The organism is Neosynechococcus sphagnicola sy1, from assembly GCF_000775285.1.
Lineage (GTDB): Bacteria > Cyanobacteriota > Cyanobacteriia > Neosynechococcales > Neosynechococcaceae > Neosynechococcus > Neosynechococcus sphagnicola.
Map to the genome: position 1 here is coordinate 187360 of NZ_JJML01000007.1, position 25937 is coordinate 213296.

At 50.5% G+C, this 25937-nt stretch carries 21 protein-coding genes and 5 pseudogenes; 12 read left to right on the top strand and 14 right to left on the bottom strand.

Features of this window, described 5'->3' with window-relative positions:
- The first annotated feature begins 140 nt into the window (after positions 1–140).
- Together DO97_RS04310 and DO97_RS30725 are read left to right on the top strand one after the other, a co-directional pair.
- The gene (locus DO97_RS04310) at positions 141–1118 is read left to right on the top strand and encodes a UDP-glucuronic acid decarboxylase family protein (RefSeq protein ID WP_036531326.1); all 978 of its coding nucleotides are present in this window, start codon (positions 141–143) and stop codon (positions 1116–1118) included.
- Positions 1119–1162: 44 nt separating this feature from the next.
- Positions 1163–2570, top strand: a pseudogene (locus tag DO97_RS30725) (UDP-glucose dehydrogenase family protein).
- 49 nt (positions 2571–2619) lie between these two features.
- Here the strand turns inward: DO97_RS30725 and DO97_RS04320 are convergent.
- Together DO97_RS04320 and DO97_RS30730 are read right to left on the bottom strand one after the other, a co-directional pair.
- Positions 2620–3003: a hypothetical protein gene (locus DO97_RS04320; RefSeq protein ID WP_162182938.1), complete on the bottom strand. Its 384-nt coding sequence runs from the start codon at positions 3001–3003 to the stop codon at positions 2620–2622.
- Between the two features lie 374 nt (positions 3004–3377).
- Positions 3378–4668: pseudogene (locus DO97_RS30730) on the bottom strand (molybdopterin molybdotransferase MoeA).
- Positions 4669–4833: 165 nt separating this feature from the next.
- Here DO97_RS30730 and cimA point away from each other — a divergent pair.
- A complete protein-coding gene (gene cimA / locus DO97_RS04330; protein ID WP_052128362.1) occupies positions 4834–6546 on the top strand; it encodes a citramalate synthase in 1713 nt (570 codons plus the stop codon).
- A 26-nt stretch (positions 6547–6572) separates the two neighbouring features.
- Here the strand turns inward: cimA and DO97_RS04335 are convergent, their stop codons facing one another.
- Positions 6573–7682 (bottom strand): NAD(P)/FAD-dependent oxidoreductase, encoded by a 1110-nt coding sequence (locus DO97_RS04335; protein ID WP_036531328.1) that lies wholly within the window; start codon positions 7680–7682, stop codon positions 6573–6575.
- A gap of 35 nt (positions 7683–7717) precedes the next feature.
- A complete protein-coding gene (locus tag DO97_RS04340; protein ID WP_036531370.1) occupies positions 7718–8566 on the bottom strand; it encodes an alpha/beta fold hydrolase in 849 nt (282 codons plus the stop codon).
- A 222-nt stretch (positions 8567–8788) separates the two neighbouring features.
- On the opposite strand from DO97_RS04340, the gene gifA reads away from it, so the two are divergent.
- Complete coding sequence (gifA, locus tag DO97_RS04345; protein WP_036531329.1) at positions 8789–8989, top strand: glutamine synthetase inactivation factor IF7A; 201 nt, start codon at positions 8789–8791, stop codon at positions 8987–8989.
- A gap of 123 nt (positions 8990–9112) precedes the next feature.
- Here gifA and DO97_RS04350 read toward each other — a convergent pair whose 3' ends face one another.
- Positions 9113–9757 carry a pentapeptide repeat-containing protein gene (locus DO97_RS04350; RefSeq protein ID WP_239651435.1) on the bottom strand — a complete coding sequence of 215 codons (645 nt, stop codon included), beginning with the start codon at positions 9755–9757 and terminating at the stop codon, positions 9113–9115.
- Between the two features lie 358 nt (positions 9758–10115).
- The gene (locus tag DO97_RS04355; RefSeq protein WP_036531330.1) at positions 10116–10304 is read right to left on the bottom strand and encodes a hypothetical protein; all 189 of its coding nucleotides are present in this window, start codon (positions 10302–10304) and stop codon (positions 10116–10118) included.
- A gap of 196 nt (positions 10305–10500) precedes the next feature.
- Here DO97_RS04355 and DO97_RS04360 point away from each other — a divergent pair, with 196 nt between their 5' ends.
- Positions 10501–11676, top strand: a complete 1176-nt coding sequence (locus tag DO97_RS04360) for a homocysteine biosynthesis protein (protein WP_036531331.1) — start codon at positions 10501–10503, stop codon at positions 11674–11676.
- 68 nt (positions 11677–11744) lie between these two features.
- Complete coding sequence (locus DO97_RS04365; RefSeq protein WP_156120434.1) at positions 11745–12227, top strand: hypothetical protein; 483 nt, start codon at positions 11745–11747, stop codon at positions 12225–12227.
- Between the two features lie 64 nt (positions 12228–12291).
- Here DO97_RS04365 and ppk2 read toward each other — a convergent pair whose 3' ends face one another.
- On the bottom strand, positions 12292–13062 hold the full coding sequence (gene ppk2, locus DO97_RS04370; protein ID WP_338038279.1) for a polyphosphate kinase 2: 771 nt from the start codon (positions 13060–13062) through the stop codon (positions 12292–12294).
- A gap of 573 nt (positions 13063–13635) precedes the next feature.
- Between ppk2 and DO97_RS25865 the strand changes: the two genes are divergently transcribed.
- The 3 genes from DO97_RS25865 to DO97_RS25875 all read left to right on the top strand — a co-directional run bounded on the left by DO97_RS25865 (position 13636) and on the right by DO97_RS25875 (position 15561).
- The gene (locus DO97_RS25865; protein WP_036531334.1) at positions 13636–13857 is read left to right on the top strand and encodes a toprim domain-containing protein; all 222 of its coding nucleotides are present in this window, start codon (positions 13636–13638) and stop codon (positions 13855–13857) included.
- Positions 13858–13928: 71 nt separating this feature from the next.
- Positions 13929–14555 (top strand): hypothetical protein, encoded by a 627-nt coding sequence (locus DO97_RS25870; protein ID WP_239651436.1) that lies wholly within the window; start codon positions 13929–13931, stop codon positions 14553–14555.
- Complete coding sequence (locus DO97_RS25875) at positions 14542–15561, top strand: carbohydrate porin (protein WP_239651437.1); 1020 nt, start codon at positions 14542–14544, stop codon at positions 15559–15561. Before DO97_RS25870 ends, DO97_RS25875 begins: the two co-directional genes overlap by 14 nt.
- A gap of 35 nt (positions 15562–15596) precedes the next feature.
- Here the strand turns inward: DO97_RS25875 and DO97_RS04385 are convergent, their stop codons facing one another.
- From DO97_RS04385 to DO97_RS04395, 3 genes and pseudogenes are all read right to left on the bottom strand, one after another.
- Positions 15597–16268: an ABC transporter ATP-binding protein gene (locus tag DO97_RS04385; RefSeq protein ID WP_275574935.1), complete on the bottom strand. Its 672-nt coding sequence runs from the start codon at positions 16266–16268 to the stop codon at positions 15597–15599.
- Position 16269: 1 nt separating this feature from the next.
- Positions 16270–17539, bottom strand: a pseudogene (locus DO97_RS04390) (ABC transporter permease).
- 10 nt (positions 17540–17549) lie between these two features.
- The gene (locus DO97_RS04395) at positions 17550–18887 is read right to left on the bottom strand and encodes an efflux RND transporter periplasmic adaptor subunit (protein WP_036531335.1); all 1338 of its coding nucleotides are present in this window, start codon (positions 18885–18887) and stop codon (positions 17550–17552) included.
- Between the two features lie 285 nt (positions 18888–19172).
- Here DO97_RS04395 and DO97_RS04400 point away from each other — a divergent pair, with 285 nt between their 5' ends.
- Both DO97_RS04400 and DO97_RS04405 read left to right on the top strand, forming a co-directional pair.
- Entirely contained in the window at positions 19173–19634 is a 462-nt protein-coding gene (locus DO97_RS04400; RefSeq protein ID WP_204368470.1) for a hypothetical protein, read from the top strand.
- 521 nt (positions 19635–20155) lie between these two features.
- The gene (locus DO97_RS04405; RefSeq protein WP_052128365.1) at positions 20156–21190 is read left to right on the top strand and encodes a methyl-accepting chemotaxis protein; all 1035 of its coding nucleotides are present in this window, start codon (positions 20156–20158) and stop codon (positions 21188–21190) included.
- A 9-nt stretch (positions 21191–21199) separates the two neighbouring features.
- Here DO97_RS04405 and DO97_RS04410 read toward each other — a convergent pair whose 3' ends face one another.
- Complete coding sequence (locus DO97_RS04410) at positions 21200–22159, bottom strand: PhoH family protein (protein WP_036531374.1); 960 nt, start codon at positions 22157–22159, stop codon at positions 21200–21202.
- Positions 22160–22360: 201 nt separating this feature from the next.
- Between DO97_RS04410 and DO97_RS04415 the strand changes: the two are divergent.
- A pseudogene (locus tag DO97_RS04415) lies at positions 22361–22888 on the top strand (RNA-guided endonuclease InsQ/TnpB family protein); the annotation flags it as partial.
- 36 nt (positions 22889–22924) lie between these two features.
- On the opposite strand, the pseudogene DO97_RS23675 reads toward DO97_RS04415, so the two are convergent.
- From DO97_RS23675 to DO97_RS20595, 3 genes and pseudogenes are all read right to left on the bottom strand, one after another.
- Positions 22925–23038: pseudogene (locus tag DO97_RS23675) on the bottom strand (transposase); the annotation flags it as partial.
- 166 nt (positions 23039–23204) lie between these two features.
- Positions 23205–25073, bottom strand: coding sequence for a CocE/NonD family hydrolase (locus DO97_RS04420; protein WP_239651440.1), 1869 nt, complete (start codon positions 25071–25073; stop codon positions 23205–23207).
- Between the two features lie 96 nt (positions 25074–25169).
- A partial coding sequence (locus DO97_RS20595; protein WP_156120436.1) for an SMI1/KNR4 family protein occupies positions 25170–25937 on the bottom strand: 768 nt, incomplete at its 5' end.

Here is a 25937-nt window from a genome sequence, read left to right on the forward strand (position 1 = left end):
AAGCGGCACCAGTATCTAGCTCTCCCCCAAGAATGGATGATCGTTGCGGGGCAAAGTCAGGTATTTTTAGAATGATTTGGCCTTTGTGGAGTTGCGGTTGCCTGCCGTTCCATGGTTCTGAACTTTTACCCCGTCTACCTATGAGAATTCTTGTTACGGGTGGAGCTGGCTTCATTGGTTCCCATCTCATTGATCGATTAATGGCTGAAAATCATGAAGTCCTTTGCCTGGATAACTTTTACACCGGACATAAGCACAACATCCTCAAGTGGTTAAGCTCCCCCAACTTTGATCTGCTCCGCCACGACATCACTGAACCGATTCGTCTGGAAGTTGATCAAATTTACCACTTAGCCTGTCCGGCCTCACCGATTCACTACCAGTACAACCCGATCAAAACGGCTAAAATCAGCTTTTTGGGAACCATGAATATGCTGGGGTTGGCGAAGCGAGTCAAGGCTCGGATTCTGTTGGCCTCCACCTCAGAAGTTTACGGTGACCCGGATGTGCATCCCCAGGCAGAGGAGTACTGGGGCAATGTCAACCCCATTGGGATTCGCAGTTGTTATGACGAAGGCAAACGAGTTGCTGAGACCCTTGCCTTTGATTACCATCGCCAAAATGATGTCCAGATTCGCGTGGCGCGGATCTTTAATACCTACGGCCCCCGGATGCTAGAGAACGATGGTCGGGTCGTCAGTAATTTTGTCGTGCAGGCGCTGCGCCATCAATCTCTGACAGTGTATGGGGACGGTTCTCAAACCCGCAGTTTTTGCTACGTCTCAGACTTGGTGGACGGCCTGATTCGGTTGATGAACGGGGAACACACTGGCCCCATCAACCTGGGGAACCCAGATGAATACACGATTTTACAACTGGCAAAAACCGTGTTGCAGATGGTGAATCCAGATCTGACCATTGAGTTTAAGCCCCTTCCCCAGGATGATCCCCGCCGCCGCCGCCCTGACATTACCCGCGCCCAATCCTTTTTGGGCTGGCAGCCAACGGTACCGTTGCAGGAAGGACTGAAACTGACGGTTGAAGACTTTCATGCCCGAGTCAGTCGGGAGGCATGCGCCCCGAAATCCAGCAGTGCTGCTTCCACCCTGGGTTCTTAGCTACTGAAACGATTCATCGCTTGTCTTGAGAAGGATTGTCCGTTATGCGTGTTTGTGTCATCGGTACAGGATACGTCGGTCTGGTTACAGGAGCCTGCCTTGCATTTATTGGTCACCAGGTCATCTGCGTTGATAACAATGAAGAAAAAGTCAAATTGATGAAAGCCGGGCAGTCTCCGATCTTTGAGCCTGGCTTATCTGAGATTATGCAGGCGGCTATCCAATCCCAGCGTATCGAATTTACAACCGACCTGGCAGCCGGAGTCAAGCACGGCGAGATCCTGTTTATTGCCGTTGGTACCCCCGCCTTACCCAATGGCGAAAGCGACACTCGCTATGTGGAGGCGGTGGCTCGGGGCATTGGTCTCCATCTCAATGGGGGCTATAAGGTAATTGTGAATAAATCTACAGTGCCCATTGGTTCAGGAGACTGGGTGCGGATGATTGTTCTGGATGGGGTGGCCGAGCGCCAGCAAACCCTGGTGACCGCGACTGATCTGGCCTCGGCCTCGGCAGCTCCGGTGGAGTTTGATGTCGTCAGCAACCCAGAGTTTTTACGGGAAGGCTCTGCAGTATTCGACACCTTTAATCCCGATCGGATTGTCCTCGGTAGTAATAATGCCCGGGCGATCGCCCTGATGGAGGAACTCTATGCCCCCATTACAGCTCGTCAGATTCAGGTTCCCAGCCATATTCCAGTGGAGATGCTCCCCCCCTCAAGGGCCAATTCCAGTAGTGGTAACCGATCTCAGCTCTGCGGAGATGATCAAGTACGCTGCCAACGCCTTTTTAGCTACCAAGATTAGTTTTATTAACGAGGTTGCCAATATCTGCGATCGCGTCGGGGCAGATGTAACCCAGATTGCCAAAGGGATTGGCTTGGACTCGCGCATTGGTGGCAAGTTCTTACAGGCTGGCATCGGTTGGGGGGGATCTTGCTTCCCCAAGGATGTAGCGGCTCTGATCCACACTGCCGACGATTATGGTTACGACGCTCAACTCCTGAAAGCAGCGGTTAGCGTTAACCAGCGCCAGCGCTTGATCGCGGTTGAAAAGCTCCAGCAGGTCTTGAAAATTCTCAAGGGAAAAACAGTGGGTCTCTTAGGACTCACGTTTAAGCCCGATACCGATGATATGCGCGATGCCCCCTCTCTCAACCTGATTGAACAGTTGAGTCGCCTTGGAACCAAAGTCAAAGCCTATGATCCGATTGTCGCTCAAACAGGGTTGCGCCACGGGCTGTCCAACGTGTTGGTCGAGACCGATCCTGAACGGTTGGCCGATGGATGCGATGCCTTGGTGCTGGTTACTGAATGGCAACAGTTTCGCACCCTAGATTACAAGACAATGGCAGCCTTGATGACCAACCCAGTGATGATCGATGGTCGGAATTTCCTCGATCAAGTTGCCCTCGAACAGGCAGGCTTCCGCTACCTGGGTATTGGTCGCTAACCGACAGGGTGCAAACCCACACCCCAGCAGGTAGAGGCTGCCACCGAATTCAGGCCGCCAATGCTCCTACCTGCTCCCGAAACTGGGTCACTGAAGTCTGTCGCAGCCAGTCAACTTCTCCTGGGCTAAACACATGGCGGGGCTGGGCACTAATCAGCGCCAAATAATCACCTGTCGAGCAGCGAACCAGGAGGGCTGACTGAGCCTTGAGGCGAATTGTGAAATACTCCAGCCCCTCTAAAGCAAAGGAAGATGCCAGCATCATCCGTAATCCAATGGCTAAAAATATGCTTTGGACACAGTCTTGATCCTCTACGGTGTTGCCCAGACTATCTATGCCTTGAATCAACAGTCCATTTTTATCAAATAACATTAAACCCAGATGGCCCGATGGAGATTTACCTACCGATAACTTGATCCCTGGTGTTTTCATTGCTGGTTTTGTTAGAGTTCGTCGTTTTGCCTTAAAAAGTTTGATTTTGAAGGAGCTGCCATCTAAAATGTTCATGAAATGTTTGCAGCCCCAGGTTTTGCTAATTATACAAAAGTTGACGTTTTGTGCATAGTTTTTTTAACTATTCTTGAGCTTCACAAAAATTTGTATTGAGTGAAATCTAGCGGGGATCAAGAATCTGTGAATTTTGACCTGTGGGCAGCTTTCCAAATATAGTCATCGCCCGAAAATCTTGTGAGATAGCCAGGACTTACTCAAATCGGGTGGCTTCTGGACTTTTGAACACTACATATAGTATTTAAGGCCAGGTTCTAAGTACGATGAAACTAGTCTCTGGGTAAAGTTCCCAGGATTCAAAGCCGGGAGTGCATCGGCAAAACATGAACCAGACTCCCGGCTGTGATGGTGAAAGATTGACCTGGCTCTAGTGGAGCGGATACCCCTGGCTGCATCACAGGCAAAACTGCTAATCCATTTGTCCCCGCTAAATTAATTAAGTTGCCAGAACTATGGCTGCCCCTAGCCAGTTCAAACCCATAGCCATGCTCGTGGCGATACAACCGCCCCCAAAGATAGGTCTCCCGCTGACCATCACTGAACAGGTCTTGCGCCGTATAGGCTGGGATAAAGGTCGGCGTCCAGGGCGCAACCAGACCCGAGAGTTTGCGCAACGCTGGCTGCACAAATCGCCAGAAGGTTACCAGCGCTGAAACTGGGTTTCCGGGCAAGCCAAAGTATAAAACGGGAGCCTGGGGAGAAGCCCTCGGGAAGGTAGCAACGGTCAGTGGTTTTCCTGGTTTGACCGCTACCGAGCGGCAATGGATCTGCCCCAGTAAATCTGCTAAGACCCGATCCACGTAGTCGTAATCCCCAACGGAAACCCCACCGGAGGATATGACTAAATCTGCACTGGCAACTGCATCGGCGATCGCTGCTTTCAGGGCCACTGGATCATCGGGCACAATTCCCAGGGGGTATCGGTTCAGCTCCACTCTGGTTGACCAGCGCGGCTAGGGCAATTTGATTCGAGTCCACAATCTGACCAGGCTGAAGGGTCTGGTTAAGGCTGACCAATTCATTTCCAGTGGAGAAAATGGCGACCCGTGGACGACGAAAGACACTAACCTGAGCACATTGCGCCGCTGCCAGCACCGCCAGATCTGGTGCGGTGAGTTGGGTTCCCACAGACACCAGGCAATCTCCCTGGCGACAATAGCTACCCTGGTACCGCACAAATGCTTGCGGTCTAGGTGTTTGCAGAATCTGCACCACCTGTCCCTGTCGCTGCGTATGCTCCTGGATCACAATCGTATCGGCTCCCAGAGGCAACATCGCCCCGGTAAAAATTCGGGCACACTGTCCGGGTTGCAGGGTGCGGGTCGGTAGCTTTCCGGCGGGAATTTCCTCAACCATCTCCAAGGTCACGGGATGGTCAGCATTGGTGGTCTGGACATCGGCAAAGCGCACTGCATAGCCATCCATGGCGGAATTATCCCAATGGGGAAAGTCAAGCTGGCTGATTGCTTTCTCAGCCAGAATCCGTCCGGTCGCATTGGTTAGATTCAGCATTTCGCTGGCCGATGCTGGATCAAGGGGGTGTACCAAACCCAAAATCATGGCTTCTGCTTGTTGAACTGAAAGCATCGGCAGAACCTGCTGCACCGCAAATAATTCTATTCTCAGGGATGGCAGCCTCTTTGGCAGCTATGAGCCTCCCCGCAATCAGAAGGCCATCTAGTCAAATCACAAGATTGGCTGGACTCACACTGATGGCTGAATCAGAGCGAAAATAGAGACAGTCAACCGTCCATCTTCAGGAACTCTCGGTTCCCCGTAAATTCCCATGCCCTCAGTCTCCTCCCCCAAAAATCTGGAGTTTATGACACCACGTTACGGGATGGAGCCCAACGGGAGGGACTCACCCTATCCATTGAAGATAAGCTGCGCATTGCCCGACAGTTAGACAGTTTAGGGGTGCCGTTTATTGAAGGGGGCTGGCCCGGTGCCAATCCCAAGGATGTGCAGTTCTTCTGGCAATTGCAAGCAGCCCCCCTGCAACAGGCAGAGGTGGTTGCCTTTTGCTCCACCCGCCGACCTCACCACACCGCCGCTGAAGATCCGATGCTGCAACCCATTCTGACAGCAGGAACCCGCTGGGTGACCATTTTCGGTAAGTCCTGGGATCTCCAGGTAACGGAGGGTCTGAAAACCAGTCTGGACGAAAATTTAGCGATGATTCAGGACACCCTCGAGTATCTGCGATCGCAAGACCGACGGGTGATCTATGATGCTGAGCACTGGTTCGACGGCTACAAGCAGAACCCAGATTATGCACTGGAGACCCTAGCCACGGCGATCGCCGCTGGGGCAGAGTGGATCGTCCTCTGCGATACCAATGGGGGCACCCTCCCCCACGAAATTAGCCAGATTGTCGACTCCGTGAACCAGCAATTCCAATTCCTTGGCACTGAAGGGGTTGCAGCTCCCCAGACTCCCCTCCTGGGAATTCATACCCATAATGACTCGGAAACGGCAGTGGCAAATGCACTGGCAGCGGTACTCGCCGGAGCCAAAATGGTTCAGGGGACGGTGAATGGATACGGTGAGCGCTGTGGGAATGCCAACCTCTGCTCTGTAATTCCCAATCTGCAACTGAAGTTGGGCTACGACTGTTTGGCAGCGGATCAGTTGGCGCAGTTAACCAAGACCAGCCGCTTCATTAGCGAAATCGCCAATCTGGCCCCCGATGAACATGCGCCGTTTGTGGGGCTATCCGCCTTTGCTCATAAAGGCGGGATCCATGTCAGTGCTGTGGAGCGAAATCCCCTCACCTATGAGCATATTCAACCTGAATCGGTGGGCAACCTCCGCCGGATTGTGATTTCAGATCAGGCTGGATTGAGTAATATTCTCGCCAAAGCTCGGAGTTTTGGTCTGGAACTTAGCCGCCAGGATCCGACCTGTCAGCAGCTGTTACAACGGTTAAAACTCCTCGAAAATCAGGGCTACCAGTTTGAGGTTGCGGAGGCTAGCTTTGAACTCCTGATGCGAGAAGCCCTAGGACAACGACAATCCCTATTTGTTGTCAATGGATTTCAGGTGCATTGTGGTGTGACCGAAAGTCCAGCCCTGCGCCAAAGTCACTGTTTTGCCACTGTGAAAGTAACGGTCAAGGGGGAGGATATTCTGGAAGCCTCGGAGGGCAATGGCCCCGTTGCTGCCCTTGATGCAGCTCTGCGCAAGGCATTGGTGAATTTTTATCCGGCTCTGGCGGATTTTTACCTCACAGACTACAAAGTCCGGATTCTCGATGGGGCGGCGGGGACTGCTGCTAAAACCCGCGTCCTGATTGAGTCCAGTGATGGGCAGCAGCGCTGGACAACCGTTGGAGTTTCTCAAAATATTCTTGAAGCCTCCTATCAGGCTGTTGTCGAAGGTCTGGAATACGGGTTGCTGCTGCAAAAGTTCCCCCACCCACTGGAGGCAGCGGTACTGATTCCTCCCCTCCATCAAGAAGTCTGAACACTTCGATTTTCCCAAGTAATTGATCATGGGGTTCTGTGGGTGATCAAATCCCGAATCTCCAGAGCAGTTGCAGGGGCAAGTAAGATTCCATTGCGGTAATGGCCAGTTGCCACCAGGATATTGGCATAGCCAGGCAGGGGTTCAATCATCGGAGCTGGTCGCCCCACCGGGCGGGGACGAAGACCTGACCAAGTTTTGAGAATCGTTGCTGAGGCCAGTTCCGGACAAAAGGCGATCGCCCTAGACAGCATCCCATTTAAGGCATTGGGATCAGGCGTAGCCACAGCTTCATCCTGGGGAAATTCCACCGTTGCCCCGACCCAGCACTCCTGAGGACTCAGGGGCACAAGATGCACATCATCAGTGGTGATCACGGGCTGGGGAGTCGGCCACGCCGAGGCTAATCGCAGGTGCATTGCCTGACCTAAAACGGGTTGCAAGGGGAGCGATCGCCCCAGGCTGGCCGCTAACTGGGTAGATCCCAACCCTGCACTCAGGACTAACCAATCTGCTGCCAACGGGGTTGGGGTGTTACACCCCGCTTCCCCCACCTCTACCTTGAGGGTTGCAGCTTTAGTAGGAGTCGCTTCCACCCCTAGAACTCTAACGCCAAACTCAAATCGTACCCCCCGTTTTTGGGCACTGGCGACGAGTGCCTGGGTTAAAGCTACGGGATCAACCTGCCGATCTTGGGGGGAGTAGAGGGCCGCTGTCCAATGAGACCGATCCAGTTGGGAGTATTGGGCATGAACTTGTTCAGGCTCTAGGAGTTCGAGCTGCCAACCCTGGGCCGCCCGAGCAGCGATTAGGTGCTGCCACTGGACACGTTCCCTGTCACTTTCACAGCGTTTCAAAATTCCCTGCCGATTATAGGGAATCCGCAAACCTGTGTCAGCTTCTAGTTCTGGAATCAGCGTCTCATACCGTTGCAAGCTCAACAGTCGCCGTCTCAGCGCTGCTCCCTTCAGCTTTTGGCTGATCACTGCCATCAGCACCCCCAGTGCTGCCGCCGTTGCCCCCTGCACCGGAGGGTGGCGATCGACCACCGTCACAGCAAGACCAGGCACTCGGCTGAGTTCATAGGCGATCGCTGCCCCGATCACCCCACAACCAACAACTACAATGTTTGTCATTCTGGGTAGAGGGGGAAATATGACTCCCCAGGGTTTTAGAAATTAGCGCGACGGAGAAAAGGGATTAATGCCCCATGAACCTGTTCCGGCCAATCTTCCTGAGGGTAATGCCCCACCTGATCCAGGGTCACGATTTCACCCCCAGCCAACCCACTGGCAACCTGTTGAGCCATACTGAGCGGCAGCCACGGATCTTGCAGCCCCCACACCAACAAGGTGGGTTGTTGCCAGTGAGTAAACCCCGCAGTAATTTCAGCCATCGCGGTCGCTAATTGTAAGTGCCGCACCGTTGCCAGTAAGGCACGTCCTGCCGAGGAACTGGTCAGAAAAGGCCGACGATAAACATCTAGGGCGGCATTTTGCACCTGATAAGGCCCCCCCCCTTCCAGGGTGCGATCCACTAGCAGGGGATCTTGGGTGAGCATGTCCCCGATCAGTGGCAGCCCCAGTTGTTTAATTTTCCAGGGCAATTTTGCGGTGGGGGTAATGGGGGTATTCAGGATGACTAACCGCTCAATCTGGTCAGGATGGCGCAGTCCATACTGGAGCCCGACAGATCCCAGAAAGCCTTGAACCACGAGGGAAAACCGCGAGAGTTCCAGCACCCCTAGAAACGCAGTCAATGCCTCAATAAATGCTTCGGGGGTGTAGGCAAAGTCTTGGGGTTCCGGCCAGTCGGAGTAGCCAAAGCCAATCCAGTCAGGAGCGATCGCCCGAAATCCCTGTTTGCCTAACTCCGGCAAGATCTCCCGCCAACTGTAGCTCTGGGAGGGTAACCCGTGCAACAACAGTACGGGGGATCGCCCATTGGGGGTTTCTGGGATCACCTCCCGGTAAAACCACTGTAGACTGCCCACTTGAACCTTATATTCGGCGATCGCCACCATGTTCCTCAATTTGGGGATCAACCCTGGTAAAGCACTTCCGTTGTTTGAGCTTACCGTTCCCTGGGATCTGGCAGCAAGCCATGCCTGAGGTTTGACCGACCCAGCTACTTGTGTTAATTTTTGTGATTTACGATATTTTGTAGTTTTGAATACAGAATTTTTCTGATATTCTTATTTTAAGAACAAAATAAAAACCTGTTATCCGAGAAGGAGCCTGTCATGTCTACTGAGCAACAAGCCCGTGCCCTCATGGTTCGTCACCACCAATTAGTCAAACACCGCGAACAGTCAATGCTGAGTCGAGTTGCCTCAGAAGTCGGGATGCCAGCAGAAGCTGCTCATTTCTGGAACCACATTCAAGGTAAGCCCCAGTCCAGCTTTCAGCAAACCTATGATCGCAGTCACTCCACCATGAGCTAGTCCTTGTTAGCTCTGCTGAGACGGCGCTAGGACTGCCAATCTAGGACTACAAATCATGGTGGATATAGAAAAGGGCGTGACAGATCTGTCACGCCCTTTAGATTTAATCTTTTTAATGCCCAACTAGTTAGCAGCTTCCATACCCCGAAACACCGGGGAGAAGCCACTGTTAAACGTTGTGCTCTGGTTATAGAAAGCACCCACCAGGTTCGCTCGTTCTAAAATCGCACCACTCAGATTGGCAGATTGGAGACTGGCAACCCCCAAGTCAGCCCGCAGAAGGTTGGCTCCACTCAAGTTGGCACTTGTCAAATCAGCATTGATCAGAATCGCCCGGTAAAGATTGGCATTAATGAGGTTGGCTCCATTGAGATTGACGGCACTCATGGTTGCATAAGCCAGATTTGCCTGCTGGAGGTTTGCCTGCCGCAGGTAAGCGCCCAACAGGTTCGCCCCCGACAGATTCGCACCACTCAAATTATTGCCAATCAGATCGGCACTGCTGAGATTAGCTAGGCTCAGGTTGGCACCCTGCATATTCGAGCCTCTTAGCCCTGCACCGCTCAAATTCGACTGGGACAAATTCGCGCCACTCAAATCGAGTCTGCCTAGATTTGCATAGCTGAGATCACAGTTGGGACATTGCTTGGAAGTTTTCAAGCGTTGCACATCTGCAGGATTAAAGGCAGAGGCCATCGATGCCCCAAAGGTCGCAGTCCCTAAAAGGGAAAGAGCCAAGGTCAGGATGGATCGGGATCGGGTTACCATAAAGCCTCCGAAAAAGCGCCAAGCATGGAACAAGACCTGCACAGAATTGCTGGGGAAAATGGATGTTCTTGAATACCTATGATTCTCAGGCATTCACCTTAGGAATTCTCTAGGGATATTAAAAAAGCCAGGAAATCACCACAGCTTCATTTTTGCACTTTTACCCCCATTAGGACAGCACTTTGAGCAATTGATAGACGCGCATCTGAGCAGCCTTGAGCGCAGCTCTTGAGCGTACCAACTTACAGGGAATCCCAGCATCCTTGGCCAGGTAATGCCCTAGTACTTTTCCAATCGCTTATCCAGAAAATCATCCCATCCAAAGTTGACAAACCACTGGGCGGGATCGCCCAACGGCTTAGGTTTGGGGGATCCGCTTCAAAGCGATCGCAGCAACCAGCGCCAGGGTGCCACCCACCAAGCCTAGAATCAGCCATCGACCAAGATGCCGTCCCTTCCGTTGGGCAATGATGGCGGCAATGCCACCTAGCAGACAATGTAAGTTCAGCAGCAGGTAGAGAGTGGCATCAATGGGTAAGTCTGACATGAAAGTAGGTGGAGTGCAGCGTGTCGGTTAGCTTAGAGGGCTCTTCTGGAGTTACAGTAATAAGTAAAACTAATCAGAAAAGCAAGCTAGTAGTCTAGCTCGAACGTGATCGACGTTAACAAGGCCATCAGCTGGATACCTCTAGTCTGCTAGATGGTGCCATGCTGTTCTGGTTATTTGTAGTTTATCTTTCCCCATGCGAACCATTGCCGAGATTAATGACAAAATTAGCCGTCAATGTGCGGTTGCCTGGACGGTTGAAGAGCTGAAGGCGCGGGTCATAGAGGTTGGGGTCACCCAGGCGGCAAGGGAAGTCGATATCATTGCCACTGGCACCTTTGAACCCATGGAATCTTCTGGGGCAATTATCAACTTGGGCCATACGGATCCTCCGATTAAGATCCGTCAATGCTGGATGGATGGAGTACTGGCCTATTCCGGGTTTGGGGCGGTGGATCTCTATTTGGGAGCCACCCAGGTAGCCGAAGAGGCAGAGGAGTCACGGGCTTGGGGTGGTGGCTATGTGATTGAAAACTTGATCGCTGGCAAACCTGTGCATCTGCGGGCGTTGGGGCAGGCAACCGACTGCTATCCCCGCACTGCCTTTGAAACCACGATTACCCGTGACTCGATTAATCAGTTTTATCTGTTTAATCCCCGGAATGTCTACCAAAATTTTGTTGTCGGAGTCAATGGCGGCGATCGCCCGCTTTTTACCTACTTAGGGCCGCTCCAACCCCGATTTGGCAATGCGGTTTACTCCAACCCTGGTGCCATTTCTCCCCTGATGAATGACCCGGATTTACAACTTGTGGGGATTGGCAGTCGCATTTTTCTAGGGGGCGGCATCGGTTATGTCGCTTGGGAAGGAACCCAACATTTCCCCTTGCAAAAACGCTTAGCCAATCGCACCCCCATTGGTCCCGCCGCAACCCTGGCGCTGATTGGCGATGCAAAACAAATGAGTCCCCAATGGGTCAGGGGATGCTACTTCAAAAACTATGGCCCTTCGTTGATGTTGGGGGTAGGCATTCCTCTGCCGGTGCTGAATGAAGCAGTGGTGGCTCACAGTGCGGTTTTGGATCAAGATCTGGTGGCACCGATCGTAGACTTTTCCATTCCTCGACGGGTACGTCCCACCTTTGGATTGATCAGTTATGCCAAGTTAAAGTCTGGTCGCATCACCCTGGAAGGGAAGAGCGTGCGGGTGGCTCCCCTTGCTAGTCTCTACCTCTCGCGCCAAGTCGCTCAAACCTTGAAGGACTGGATTCTGGCAGGCAAGTTTCTCTTGAGTGAGGCCGTTGCCCCTCTACCCTGCGATCGCGCCTTCTTACCCCAGGATCTCGGCGGTTCCCAATTGACAATGGATTGAGTCTATTTCCAAGCCGGACAGATTCGATATTCCCTTTGTTTCACCCCTGTGAGTACTGGAGGAACAGCGTGTACCAAGCAAAGCCAATCATGACAGCGATCGCCATCGGAGTTTTGATCCTAATGGGACTCATCGGCGGCAAATTCGTCGCAGCTTCGACCCTGAATTTTCCCTATGCTTCCATCCGTGACGATTGTGCTCCCTGGGATGGGGCAGCCGTGACAATCCGCTTGAGCCAACGTCCTGATCACTGTCAATTTACTCACTACCCCGCGATCGAGATTCGCCTCTGGATGGGTCGCAACGAATTGATGCCAAAGCTTCCCGCCAGCTATTCTTTGCCATCCAATGCTCAAAATTCCCAGGGCGTGGTCATCCTTTGCGATCGCCCGAATCACTGTCAGACTGCCCAGTCCAGTCGAATTTGGTTGGATGCCATCTATCCAGACACAACCGCAAAGGGCAGTTACTCCATTCAAGTGGATGGCAAGAACCTTGAAGGTCACTTCCACACGGAAAAATGGTGTACACAGAGAGTCCTTTGCGGCTAACTCACCAACCGGTCTGTTGCTTCCAGAACTCCCATTCCTATCGATTGAACCCCTGCCTGCAACCCTAAAAAACTTGGGGCACAAAGGATTGCATGGACATGGGCGGACGCTCATACTCCACCGCAACTTGGCGAGGGGGCAACTCAATCGGCTCAGGGGTTAAATCTTCATAGGGAACCATACTCAGTAAGTGGCTGATACAGTTGAGTCGCGCTCGTTTCTTATCATTGGCATCCACCACTGACCAGGGCGATCGCGTCGTATCGGTAGCGGCAAACATATCGTCTTTAGCCTGGGAGTATTCCACCCAGCGAGCGCGGGATTCTAAATCCATGGGGCTGATCTTCCAGCGTTTGGTGGGATCGGCAATCCGGTCTTTAAATCGCAGCTCTTGCTCTTCGTCACTGACGGAAAACCAGTATTTAACGAGAACGATCCCAGACCGCTGCAACATATGCTCAAATTCTGGACATGAGCGAATAAATTCGACGTATTCCTCATGGGTGCAAAACTTCATCACTCGCTCGACTCCGGCTCGGTTATACCAGCTGCGGTCGAAGAGGACAATTTCTCCAGCAGCAGGCAGATGCTGCACATACCGTTGGAAATACCACTGGGTTTTCTCCCGTTCCGTGGGGGTTCCTAAGGCAACGACTCGACACCCCCGTGGATTCAGACATTCTGAGATCCGCTTAATGGCTCCCCCCTTGCCAGCAGCATCTCGACCCTCAAAAATAACCGCTACTTTTAAGCCCTTGTGTTTTACCCACTCTTGCAGTTTCACGAGTTCAATTTGCAGCTTCTTTAGTTCTTTTTCATAAAGCTCACTGCTCATCTTCTTTGATTTTTGAGTCTGTTCTTTTTTCTGTTTTTTGGTTTCTGGGCTACCACTAAATTCAACAACATTGTCTTTAGAATTGCTACTCTGATGTTCCTTATTTTTAGCCATGTCGATATGCCTGTTAGACTGCGAAGGAGACAGCAAGGGACTGTAACTGAGTGTGTATTAAATTCAAGTTTTGTAGAGTAGACACTCACTCACAGTCCGGTGACTGGGTGTAATATCTCAATCATATCGCTTGCCCAGCATCAAGCTGACAAGATTGATACCGTTCATCTGGTGCATACTGAGGGCTTGATTCAGTTGGAATCAGGGGAAGGCATCATTTCGCTGCCGATGGCTGAGTGGATAGAGAAATGGTGAAACTCCTGATTGTTGAATCTCCGGGAAAAATCAAACCGTTAAAATCCATCCTTGGCGCTGCCTGGGATGTCAAAGCCTCGGTGGGGCACCTTCGCCAACTGGCCAACGATGGAGACAGCTCCCTGGGGTTAGATCTAGGGAGCTGTCTCCATCGATTGCCGCTATATCCCCCGAGACGATCGCGCCAAGCAAACCATCGCGGGATTGAAAACTGCCGCTCGACACGCGGAAGCTGTCTTTATTGCCGCCGATCTCCACCGGGAAGGGGAAACCATCGGTTGGCATATTGCCCAACTATTGGGACTGCATAAGCCTCACGGAGTGGTGTACCAGGAGATTACCGAAGTAGCTGTCAGAGCCGCGATCGCCTGTCCCCGCCCCTTGGACATACATCAAATTTCCAGGGTTTTTCATGCTAATAAGTGAGATTCATAAAGTACAATAAATGCAACTCAAAATTGTAAATATTATAAGTATTTTTAGGGAGAATAAAACTAATGTATAAGATTGGGAAGAAATTTATTTTCCACAGCCAAATTATCAGCATACTAGTGCCTTTGGTTTTTAATTCTATCCTGATATCTCCATCTGTGGGCGAATCAGTTGAAGGTTTTCTAGTCTTAAATCGAGATTTTTCAAATATTGAAAATATCCCGTGCTGTGACTTCCTGCTAGTTGAAGGGGAGACCCTAAGGATAGATACACAAATTCTCCCAATTATTAGCAGTGAAATAGAGGCTAATGCTGGCTCTCCCCAACTCAATCTAGATACCCTATCTTTCTCTAGTGATTTATTACCGACAGCGGATCATCTTGACACAAATACCGAACCGTCAGGAACAGTTAATCATGTCCCATCCCCGCTGCTAGCAGCGGGATCAATTCCTTCAGTGAGTGGTAATCCAGCCGCATCGGAAATGACCGTTGGAGTGGGGAGTCTGGGGCGTTGGCTGGAACTTAATGAAAAATCCCCGATTCGATTGGGAGGGATTCTAATCGGTAATGTCAGTCAGCAAATATCCGGTGGAAGCCAATCAGGAACTACAAATTTTAATGGCACAGCCACCCTGGGTCTTGGTATTGATTTAGAAAAAGCGGTTGGTTGGCAAGGTGCGTTTTTTTGAAGCTGAACTACTTCAATTTAATGGACAGCAGGTCAACGAAGCCGCTGGAAGTGTTCAAGGCTATAACTCTTTAGAAGCAACTGCTCCTTTGAACAGGACTGAACTTTATCAATTGTGGCTCAATCAAACCTTTAATGGTGACCAAATCTCTCTACGGATTGGCAAGCTAATTCCTTCTTTGAATTTTGGTAATGTTAGTCGGCCATTTGGGACGCAATCACACCCGCAACTTTTTCCCTCATCGACTTCCTTAATTTACACCCCTATATTCGTAGTTCCGTCCATGCTGGGCTTTATTCCTGGCTACTATAATTCAGCATTTGGTATTTATGGGTCATGGAAGTCTTGGGGAAGCCCTAAGAATGATCCTGCGGTTCCCAATGGTTGGTATTTCCAAGCTGGAATCTATGATGGCAGAGGCGCACAAGGAATTCAAACCGGTTTAAACTGGCCAGACTTTTCTGGGGCACTGTTTGAAGTCGCAGAAATCGGAGGAGTTTGGACTCCCTTTGCTCATCAACCGGATGACGGTGCCGGAAGTATCGCCCTGGGAGCCTGGCACCAAAGTGGCCCCCTTTCTGCCCCTGGCGGAGCAACTGAATCTGACACGGGTGGTTTTTACACCTATTTGGTTCAAAAAATAGTGAGGTTTCGTCAGAGTTCCTATCAAAATGGAATTATTGGATTTTTACAAGGAGGCTGGAATAACTCTCGTACAGCGATTATTAATAATTCCTTTGGCTTGGGTCTGACTGCCATTGGCCCTTTTCCTCAGCGACCATTGGATAGCTATGGCGTTGGCTTTTCCATCGCTGGACTTAATGATTCACCAACAGCTGGATACGGTTTTAATTCCTATGAAACCATGATTCAAACCTATGCTCAGTATCATCTGATCTCTAATTTATATCTGCAACCAGTTTTAACGATTTTGCCGAATCCAGGGGTGAAGGGTGCAAGTTCGCCATCTATTGCGGGTACCTTACAACTAACGTTTCCATTTTAAGTGGGTCGTAAAATCCCAATTCTACCTCGGTAAATTCAGGTAACAATCAGGCCATCTTTGACGTGGATAATGCGGCGGGTTTGAGCCGCAATATCTGGCTCATGGGTAACAATAACGATAGTAATTCCCTGATGATTGAGATCATTGAGTAAATCCATGACTTCTTGAGAAGTCTGACTGTCTAACGCTCCCGTCGGCTCATCTGCCAACACTAAGGCTGGACGATTGACCAGGGCGCGGGCGATCGCCACCCGCTGTTGTTGTCCCCCCGACAATTGATTGGGACGATTCGATAACCGCTCGGCCAGCCCAACTCGGGTGAGAGCTGCGGTTGCCCGGAGACGGCGCTGTTGCTTGGGGATGCTGGCATAGATCATCGGCAGCATCACATTGTCGAGGGCGGTTGCCCTGGGCAGCAGATTAAATTGCTGAAAGACAAAGCCAATCCGTTGATTGCGGATAAAGGCCAGTTCATCATTGTTGAGGGTCGTGAGGTTTCTCCCCTCTAGGACGTAATGCCCCCCGGTGGGGCGATCCAGGCAGCCGATAATATTCATGAGGGTAGACTTCCCTGAACCCGATACCCCCATGATGGCGACATACTCGCCTTCCTCAATCGTCAGATCAATGCCCTTGAGGATCGGCACCTCCATTTCACCGAGATGGTAGGTCTTGGTAATGTTTTCCATCCAGATCATGGCTGCCATGTCATTCACTCCGCAGTGCCGCAATCGGATCGAGTTGGGCGGCGTTGCGGGCTGGGATCACTCCTGCCAATAGCCCAATCACCAGGGACAATCCAAAGCCAGCCCCGATAGACCAGAGGGAAATCACCAAGGGGAATTGGAACAGGGTGGAGGCTCCCCAAGCAATGCCAATCCCTAACCCAATGCCAATCCCCCCCCCGAGCGATCGCAACCAGGACGGCCTCGGTTAAAAACTGACTGAGGATGGCACCATTGGTTGCTCCCACCGCTTTGCGAACCCCGATTTCCCGTGTCCGCTCCACCACAGAAACCAACATGATATTGGCAATGCCAATGCCACCAACAACTAGGGAAATTCCGGCGATCGCCCCGACCATCACCGTGAACAAGCCGACTACGTTACTGAAGGCATTGATAATGTCAACTTGATTGCTGATGCGAAAATCATCCAGTTGTTGCGGGGGATAGAGATTGTGGCGAATGCGCAGTAGGTTTGTCACCTGAAACTGGGCTGCTTCCAATTGCACCGCATCCCTGGCTTGTAACCAAAACCCCGTGATGGCCGTACCGTTGAGGGCATTATTGCCGACAATCCGGGCAGACATATTGGTCAGGGGCACGTAAATCCGGTCATCTTGGTCTTGCCCTCCCACCGATCCCTTAGGCTCCATAACTCCAATGACGGTATAGCGTTCGTTTTGAATCCGGATATGGGCTCCAATGGCTGGGTTTCCTGGCCCTAACAGTTCATCCCGTACCTCACTGCCCAGCACTGCTACCGGTCGAGCGCTCTTGAGATCCTCCTGGCTGAAAAATTGCCCTGACTGGGGATAAATATTCTTCACCCCTGGGTAGTTCAAGTCGGTACCCAAGAGAGTGGTTGAGGTATTCTCTCCTTCGTAGACCACCTGAACCGAGCGTTGGAGAAAAGCCGTCACGGCTTGAGCCGCCGGAGCCTGCTGGGCGATCGCCTGGGCATCTTCCCAGGTCAATTTTGACGCCGACCCCGAACCCTGACTGATGCCGCCCGACCGAGCGACGCCGGTGAGCACCAACATGACGTTGCTGCCTAGGGATTGAATTTGCTGCTCCGTTGCCTTTTGGACCCCCTGGCCCACGGAAGTGACTGTGATCACCGAGGCGATGCCAATAATCACCCCTAGCATGGTCAGCCCAGTTCGGAGCCGATTACTCCAGAGGGCTTCCACCGCCATGCTCAAGACTTCAACCAGAGAGACTTGAATCGGATGGATGGGGATTGACCCTGCCATTACCCTGCTCCTAACGTTGACGAGAACCACCCCCCGATCCTCCCATTCCCGGAATGATCGAGGGAGTTCTGGACTGGGGACGCTCACCCTGAGGAAAGCTGAGTAGCACCCGCTCTCCCTCTTGAAGTCCTGAGATCACTAGGGTTTTGTCTGCTACAGATACGCCGGTTTTAATGGGGCGGAACTCAGGACGACGCTTGCCCTTTTGGCCGCCAAGCACCAGTACACCGCTCGTGCCTGCTTGGCGCACAATTGCCACCGTAGGAATCACCAGGACTTGGTTTAAGGTTCCTACCTGAAAGTTGACATGAACGTTCATCCCAGCCCGCAGCAGCTGCTGGGGATCCGATGCAGAGGTTTTGACCTCAAAACTAGTGACGTTTTGCACGGTGGTTGACTGGGAGGCTACCTGAATCACCTTGCCCTCAAAGGTTTGACCGGGGTAAGCATCTGCTTCGATCTCCACGGTTTGCCCCAGCTTAATCTGGGCGATATTGGACTCAGCCACATTGGCACTAATTTGATTGATGGAGGCCAGAGCCAGAATTGAAGCTGACGCCGAAGAAGCAGCACTGCCGGCGGTTGAGGGGGCAACGTAGGCACCTGGATCGGCATACTTTTTGGTCACCAGCCCGGTGAAGGGTGCACGGATCACCGTGTCATTCAATTGAGCTTGAATGGTTTGCAGGGTGCCCTGGGCTGTTAAGACCTGGGCACGGGCCAGGGCAATATCCTCTGGGCGCGCCCCTGCCTGCTGTAGATCCAGGGCTTGCTGTGATTTCATTACCAGGGCAGCGGCTTGATCCCTCGCCGTGCGGGAGTTATCCAAATCTCGGAGAGACAGCGCGCCAGTGCCAAACAATTGCTGATTTTGCTGGAATGTTTCCGCTGTCTGCTGAAGCGCTGCCCGGTCATTTTGTAATTGGGCGGCTGCCTGGGCAATATCCTGATGTCGGTTGCCAGCGATCGCCCGTTGCAGAGTTGCCTGGGCTTGGGCTAGTTGTCCCCTTGCCTGGGTGAATTGTCCCTGGAGGTTAGAGTCATCCATGTAGGCCAGCACTTGCCCCTGTTGCACCCGATCGCCTTCCTTTACGAGCAGTTGTTTCAGCAGTCCCTGGGTTTTGGGGCTAACATTGATCGAGCGTTCGGGCTGCACAATCCCATTGGCTGCAATGGTCACAGGCAAATTCAGGCGCTCCACTTTGGCGGTTGAGATTTGGCGACTGACTTCCTGACGTTGGGCAGTCGTTACTTGGATGTATAGGATATACCCGCCTCCAGCGATCGCCCCTAGAACGAGTAGTCCCAACAACCACTTGGAAAAACCAGTTTTAATCAGATATTTCACACGTCTGTTCCTTCTCTACCGGTGATGCACGTCACCCCAGTCAAAAACATTCAGACTGCATACCAACCCTGAAGGTTACTGTTTCGTGCAGAAACCCGTTGATCGTTAGACACCAATCAGCACCACTAGGTTCAGACAGCCAGCCCTAGGGCAGCTAAACTAGCCGAGCAGTGCCATTGAACCAATTGAGGGATTAGGTAGGTCTAAGCTATAGAACTCACACTGAAAACTTGATCTCTCATGCGTATCCACTGGACTCAATCAACGGCACTGTTCCGCCCAACTTTGAACGCATTTGCCCTGGCATTGCTCTGTTCTGGAACCATGCTGTTACCTGTTAGTGCTCAAACCCTTCCCCCCGGTTCACGGTATGAACAACTGACGCCCTTTCCGCAGCCCTCTTTACAGCCCGCTGCCACGCCGCTGAATCAGCCGCCCCAACACCATAAGCCTACTCTCAACTTGAGCAGTGATCAAAAGGCCAAAATGCAACAGATCAGACAACGATCCCTGGCTCAGATTACTGCACTGCTAAATCCCAGCCAACAGCAACAAATGCAAACCGCTATCCAGCAGGGACAAAAGCCCCATCAAGCACTGAAATCTTTGAATCTGACATCGGATCAAAAAGCACGAGTTAAGCAGATCAGAAAAGAGACAAAACAACAAATTCAGGCCTTATTGACACCGGAGCAACTGCAACAAATGCAACAGCAGCATCAAGCCCGCAGGAACCACCAAAACTAATTTCTCACCTTTCTTGAGACAAAGTCAAATGTATCTCATGCTACAGAGATAACGAATTGCTGGAGAATTCTAGCCGGATTTAAAGCTGGGTTTGAAGCACACGTGAGATTGGTGTTGTGCTCGATTTCAACCGTGTGCTTCAAACCCGGAGCACAGGGGTTTAACAAGGAGGAACTGCATTCTTAAACTCTTCATAACATCTCAGGGCTACCATAGGGGGGTCGCCGAACTTTTATACATCCATTGCTGGGGCTAGGGAATAATGCTTCACCTCAATCAGCTTACGTTTGATTCCACCCTAGGGGATCTTCCCAATCACAATTTTGAGGTCAGCCCCTCGACGATTGGGCTGGTTGTATCTAAGGCCTTTGAGCAACAGCCCGATTTGCCAGGGGTGATGATTACCCATGAAGGTCAGTTGGTGGGCATGATCTCGCGGCAAAAGTTTCTGGAGCAAATGAGTCAGCCCTTCAGCCTCGACTTATTTTTAAACGCGCCCGATTCATGTGCTGCTAGATTTCATGAAGATTCCTCCCACCCAGCTTCCCTATCTGGCAAAAATCGACGAAGCAGCCCAGGTTGCCCTGCAGCGATCGCCGGAAGTTTATTTGGAACCAATTGTCGTTGTTTACGAGCACCAGACATTGGGGTTGCTGGACTTACATTTGTTACTCCAAGCTCAGTCCCATATCTTGAACTTGGTGAATGCTGTTGTCCAGCAGCAAAAACTGGAAGCCCAACAGTACTCAGCAAAATTGCGCGAAGAGCAAACTAAAGTTCATGAATATACTCGCTTATTAGAAGCACACCAGTCTGAAATTCAAGGCCATAATCAACTACTGGAACTACAAAAATCAGAACTGGTAAAACAATCTCAAGAAATTTCCTTATTGAATCAGAAGTTTATTCAGATTGCTCAATTACTTTCTTTAGAAGGGACAAAAGCTTTTCAGGCAACCTTTGATGGCGTTGACTCCATCTGCGCCAATACAAGCCAAATTGTGGATATTGGACAAGCTCTAGATAAGGAACTCGAAACTGTGCAAGGGACCTCAAAGCTGATTGAACGGGTCAGTAAACAGGTGCAGTACTTAGCCGTTCAGGCGGCAGTTGTTGCCAACCAAACCACCAATCAATCGGGGAGTGGTCAAATTGGGGGCTTCAGTTTCATCACCACAGAAATTGGCAAACTGGTAACTCAAACCTTTGAAGCTGGCAACCAGGTGAATCAGATTGCTAATCGATTTCGGATTCGGATTAAGCAACTTACTGACTCGGCACAGGAAGGGGCGGCGATCGCCCGCTCCCTGATTGAAAAGATTGAAAGGGCTGAAGTTGCCCTCTCTCAACTAGAGGAACTGGTCGGGCACGAGGAACTAGGGGGTGGGGTGCCGATTTCTCTCAAGGCTCCAGGTGACACCTCTACCCCAGAACTAAACCCAGACAGGTTAGAGCCGCAGTCCCCATCCCGACAAGCAGACTTAAGTCGCCGTCAGGAAGTGCTGAGTCTGATTCAGAAAATCGAGCAGAAGCATCAGCGAACAACTCGCATCTGAGTTCACCCATTAAGACTCGTGGTATTCGTAGGCGGCGACGATCCGCTGAACCAGTGGATGACGTACAACATCCGCTTGGGAAAGATGACAAAACGAAATGCCCTCAACACCGTGCAAAATTTTCTGGGCAACTATCAGTCCCGAAGGCTGGTGCATCGGTAGATCGGTCTGGGTGATGTCTCCGGTCACGACCATCCGAGAGTGGAAGCCCAGACGGGTCAACACCATTTTCATTTGGGCTGGGGTGGTGTTTTGGGCCTCGTCCAAAATCACAAAGGCGTTATTAAGGGTTCGTCCTCGCATATAGGCAAGGGGAGCCACTTCAATCACCCCTCGCTCCATCAAGTTGGGAATTTTTTCGGGGTCAATAAACTCGTACAGGGCATCATAGAGCGGACGTAGGTAAGGGTCCACCTTCTGTTGCAAGTCACCGGGCAAGAAACCAAGTTTTTCCCCTGCTTCCACCGCCGGGCGAGTCAAAATCAGCCGCTCATACTGATTAGAAAGCAATGCCTGCACTGCCAGCACTGCGGCCAAATACGTCTTCCCGGTTCCAGCAGGGCCAATTCCGAAGGTGAGGTCATGGGAGCGGACACTCTGGATATACTGCCATTGCCGAAAGGTTTTGGCGCGAATCACCTCACCTCTGCGGGTACGTGCGAGGACATCTTGGCGTAGTTCTCGTAATTCTTGTTGCTGCTCGGTCTCAATGGCCTGTCCAGCAGTGAGAATATCCACACGGGTAATGCTACCCCCTTGGCTCCAGGTATCTTCTAAGGCTCCCACAAGTTGGGAACACAACTGTACCTGGGTTTCAGTACCGGAAATCAATAGTTCTCGCCCTCGGAGGGACAGGGAGGCTCCAGTCTTCTGGGTCAAGAGTTTCAGATTCTCCCCCTGCACTCCCCCCAAGGCGATCGCACTCTTTGTGCTGGGAAGCTGAATGCTGATGGTTTTAACCTCTACCATGGAACCATAGGTTGCCTGCCTCAGCAAAAATTTAGGTGGACTTCCCTATTCTCCAGTCAATATTCAGTGAACCACAAGATCTACTAGAAACTTCTTCATCAGCAGTTGCCTTTATAGCTCCCCAATCGACTGAGCGCAGCGAAGAAGCAGTACAAGAGTATCTAATTTAGGCCAAAAATTAGCATAAGATATGATGGTTGTATGTTAATTTTTGAGTTCAAAGTCTACGGAAAACCTACTCAGTTCAGCGCAATTGATGAGGCGTTGAGGACTGCCAAATTCATCCAGAACAAGTGCTTGCGCTACTGGATGGATAACAAAGGTGTGTCTAAGTACGATCTCAATAAATACTGTGCTGTTCTGGCTAAAGAGTTTCCGTTTGCTAATGAACTCAATTCAATAGCTAGACAGTCATCGGCTGAACCTGCCTGGTCTGCAATTTCTCGGTTCTACGAGAACTGTAACAAGGGTGTTCCAAATAAAAAGGGATTTCCAAAGTTCAAGAAAGCTGTTCGTTCAGTGGAGTACAAAACCTCTGGGTGGAAGTTGGCTGAAGAGCGGTAATCAATCACGTTCACCGATGGTAAGCAAATTGGGCGACTCAAGCTCAAAGGAACTCGTGACTTGCATTTCTACCAGTTTGACCAAATCAAACGAGTCAGACTGGTAAAACGTGCGGATAGCTACTATGCTCAGTTTGCTGTATCTATAGAGCGCTCTGAGTCAGTTGATTCGGCTCTCCCGCTAATATGGTGATAATTTTTTCTAATCAGAGAAGCAAGCTAATAACCTTTCCCGAAAATTGTTGAAATTCACAAAGCCATAAGCTTGCCGTTTAATCAACTTAATGCGATTATTGATTCCTTCCATTGCTCCGCTCGTCGTTCGATTCCAAAAATAGTTGCTAATCCCATCTAAATGGTTGCGAATTGTGTAATCACTTCACTGTAAACTTCGCGGGCTTTACCCAGCCACTCTTGGAACTGATACTTCCCCTCCTCAACCGTCAATGTGCATATGGCAAGGCTGTCCGTTTGAGTGTCAGTTAGGCTGGAATTACTGGAACACTTAAGTGGGAGTCGTAACGCCCACCGAAGTGCAAAATGTGTGTGCCAGAATTGATGCTAAGATCTTTCGTAAAGATTGGCGATGGACACGTTTCATAAGAGGCGACCACAAGCCTTAAACCCTCACCTTTAGAGAAAAAAGTTGAGCTTGGTTGGAGCGTGAGATCAATCGGCACAATTTCACCACGGGATAAGGTTTGTTTGGATCGCCCACTAAACTCAAACCTCCACGAGGTAGAGAGAACTGAATCTATCTCTCTACGCGAAACGCGGAGATATCCACGGGTTACCACGTCGTCTGAAATCCCAAGCGTTCCATTAAACCGAACCGAACGCCCACATTCATCCAGCTTATCTACGACAACACACAAAATCATGTCGTCGGAACACTGGCTACCTTCATTGAAAGACCGTGCCTCCACCCAAAGTCGGAGGTTCATGAATCCGCTCAGTTCGGTATCCACATTGAATGTATAATCAAACTCCGCCGATCCTTTCTTACCACTGTAGGAAACCTCGGCTTCACTCGTCGGAATTTCGGTCTGAAGACCAGTTTGATTAAGAAAGAGTTTTCGATACTCAGTCCGAGAAAGTGGCCATTCATCCTCCCAGCGTAACTCATGCACTTCATCACGACTCGATCGAATTTCGAGGCGAACGGGCTTCGCTGTGGCGAACCGATTCGATTCGCCTTTCAGGAAATGATCCATAAAATCTTTTATGAGGGAACATGCTTCCTGAGAATAGAACTCCGACCATTTTCCACCGCGATGGGTGTAGAGCCACTTCTGAGCAGAACTCACACGCTCAAATGCCCGATGTGATCCTCGTGTATGCAACTCATGGTCGGAAAATGACCCACATACGAGCATTGGTACTTCTATCTCTTCGAGCTTGATCGCCTTGCTTTCCCAGTATGAATCCATCATTGGATGTAACTTAATTACTTCTGGTGGAATCGCTCCCTCCGTTTTGATAAATTCCTCAACGGACTGGTTCAGAGCCTGTTTGACCTCTGTATGCCACCAAAAATTCAGGAACCCAGATCCCGTCACCCCTCCGGGGCAAGCGACATCGCGATAAACATCGGTCAGTCCTTCCCATGGGACGATGCACTTTAGGGCAGAGGAACCATTTTCTGTGTAGGAACAGGCAGCGGCAAGAAACTGGCTGATTGCCAGATAACTAACACCGAGGAGACCAATCGAACCAGTGCACCAGTCTTGCTGTCCGACCCATTCGATTGCCTCGCGATAATCAGTGCCTTGAGCCATTGAGACGATTGAAGCGGTTCCTCCACTGTTGGAGTAGCCCGGAAGATTTAAGTTCACGAGCGTATAGCCAGCTGATACCCAATAATTTGGATCGGGAGATTCCCAACTCGTCAACTTGGAGAAAATCGGATACGGGTGTCCTTGGGGAATCAAGCGATATTGCTGTGGAGGCCCTGCTATCGGAGTCCTTCCCATTGCTGGGATTAGGTGATTATCATAAGGATGTGCACACATGATCACGGGTTCCGCCGAACTGTTCTTCATCCGAGCCTTGGAACGAAAGATATTCGCCGTCAGCGAGTAACCCTTGGAAATCGGTATCTTGACATCATATTCGCAGTCAACATCCGGATCTGCCTCTTCTAACTTGCATTGAGGATTAAAAATCTGAAGGCTCTTGATTGCTTGTTGCAACATAGGATAGGCTGCTTTGAGAGTTTTCCAAGTCTCGCTTATCATCAATTTCTTCTTTTTTGCTCTGGTGTGCAGTCTTCTAAGAAAGCTCCCGATAAACATGTAGAAATGCTCACCAATATCGTTGCTTTCTTCCAGCCTGAATCGGCGATCGCCCATGGAATGCTAACGTTGCCCATCACCCGCCGCCGATCAACTTTGCATCATAATAAATCGTCTTTTAGCGGTCAGCATGCATGGGCGTTTTTAGGTTGTTCAAGAACAAAAACTTCTTTCATACACTTTCTGCATCATGTTCCAGAATGAACGATATCGATAGGCTCCAGGATTTTTATTACCAAAGTCCCATGCTTCCCATTCGCTTCTAGAGTCTATAATTTGTGGGTTGAGAAGATAAACATCTCCATCCTCAGCAGAGCTAATCTGGAGGGCAGTCTTCAAGTATCGACCTCTTATCCAGCAGCAGTCTTGATGTTCCCCATATTGGAAGTACTTCTCATCCTCAACATCATCGCCATTATCCCAACATTCTGCCCAATCTCTATTTTTATCAATAAACCAGTTAATTTGGTCTACCCCATATAAATCGCGATATTCATTCAAGACCGTAAAACCATTAGAAGCAAGGAGGAAGTTCCGATAGCCTATGGGTAGTTTTGCTCCTAATCTTTTCTCTAATTCAGAAACTTCTTCCTCAGTTGCGCCTGTCCGAAGACAAGATTTACTTGCCAAAACATCTGGATATTGAAATTCATAGTTATCCCTATGTTCTTCGCCAAGATTATCAAATATCACTTCGTTCCATTTCTTTAAGAAATTATTCCAATTATCAACTGTTGGGATAAAATCAATATTTATAGGAATGTAGTTTCTTCTATTCACCAAATCTAGAAATTCTTGGGCTTGTTCTTGGGAAAGATTAATCCTGTTTTGTAAAGCACCTGCTGAAATCCTGTTCATGAGTTCAGGTAAATAAGCCACAAGATACAAACCAATTATTAAGCTTTCTAAGGATTGCCACCA

Bases quoted from the DNA above. Each gene is read 5' to 3' on its own strand.
- DO97_RS04310 (WP_036531326.1), top strand. From the start codon at position 141: ATGAGAATTCTTGTTACGGGTGGAGCTGGCTTCATTGGTTCCCATCTC.
- DO97_RS04320 (WP_162182938.1), bottom strand. From the start codon at position 3,003: ATGAAAACACCAGGGATCAAGTTATCGGTAGGTAAATCTCCATCGGGC.
- DO97_RS04335 (WP_036531328.1), bottom strand. From the start codon at position 7,682: ATGACAAACATTGTAGTTGTTGGTTGTGGGGTGATCGGGGCAGCGATC.
- gifA (WP_036531329.1), top strand. From the start codon at position 8,789: ATGTCTACTGAGCAACAAGCCCGTGCCCTCATGGTTCGTCACCACCAA.
- DO97_RS04350 (WP_239651435.1), bottom strand. From the start codon at position 9,757: ATGGTAACCCGATCCCGATCCATCCTGACCTTGGCTCTTTCCCTTTTA.
- DO97_RS04355 (WP_036531330.1), bottom strand. From the start codon at position 10,304: ATGTCAGACTTACCCATTGATGCCACTCTCTACCTGCTGCTGAACTTA.
- DO97_RS04360 (WP_036531331.1), top strand. From the start codon at position 10,501: ATGCGAACCATTGCCGAGATTAATGACAAAATTAGCCGTCAATGTGCG.
- ppk2 (WP_338038279.1), bottom strand. From the start codon at position 13,062: ATGAGCAGTGAGCTTTATGAAAAAGAACTAAAGAAGCTGCAAATTGAA.
- DO97_RS25870 (WP_239651436.1), top strand. From the start codon at position 13,929: ATGTATAAGATTGGGAAGAAATTTATTTTCCACAGCCAAATTATCAGC.
- DO97_RS04385 (WP_275574935.1), bottom strand. From the start codon at position 16,268: ATGGCAGCCATGATCTGGATGGAAAACATTACCAAGACCTACCATCTC.
- DO97_RS04405 (WP_052128365.1), top strand. From the start codon at position 20,156: ATGAAGATTCCTCCCACCCAGCTTCCCTATCTGGCAAAAATCGACGAA.
- DO97_RS04410 (WP_036531374.1), bottom strand. From the start codon at position 22,159: ATGGTAGAGGTTAAAACCATCAGCATTCAGCTTCCCAGCACAAAGAGT.
- DO97_RS04420 (WP_239651440.1), bottom strand. From the start codon at position 25,073: ATGGGCGATCGCCGATTCAGGCTGGAAGAAAGCAACGATATTGGTGAG.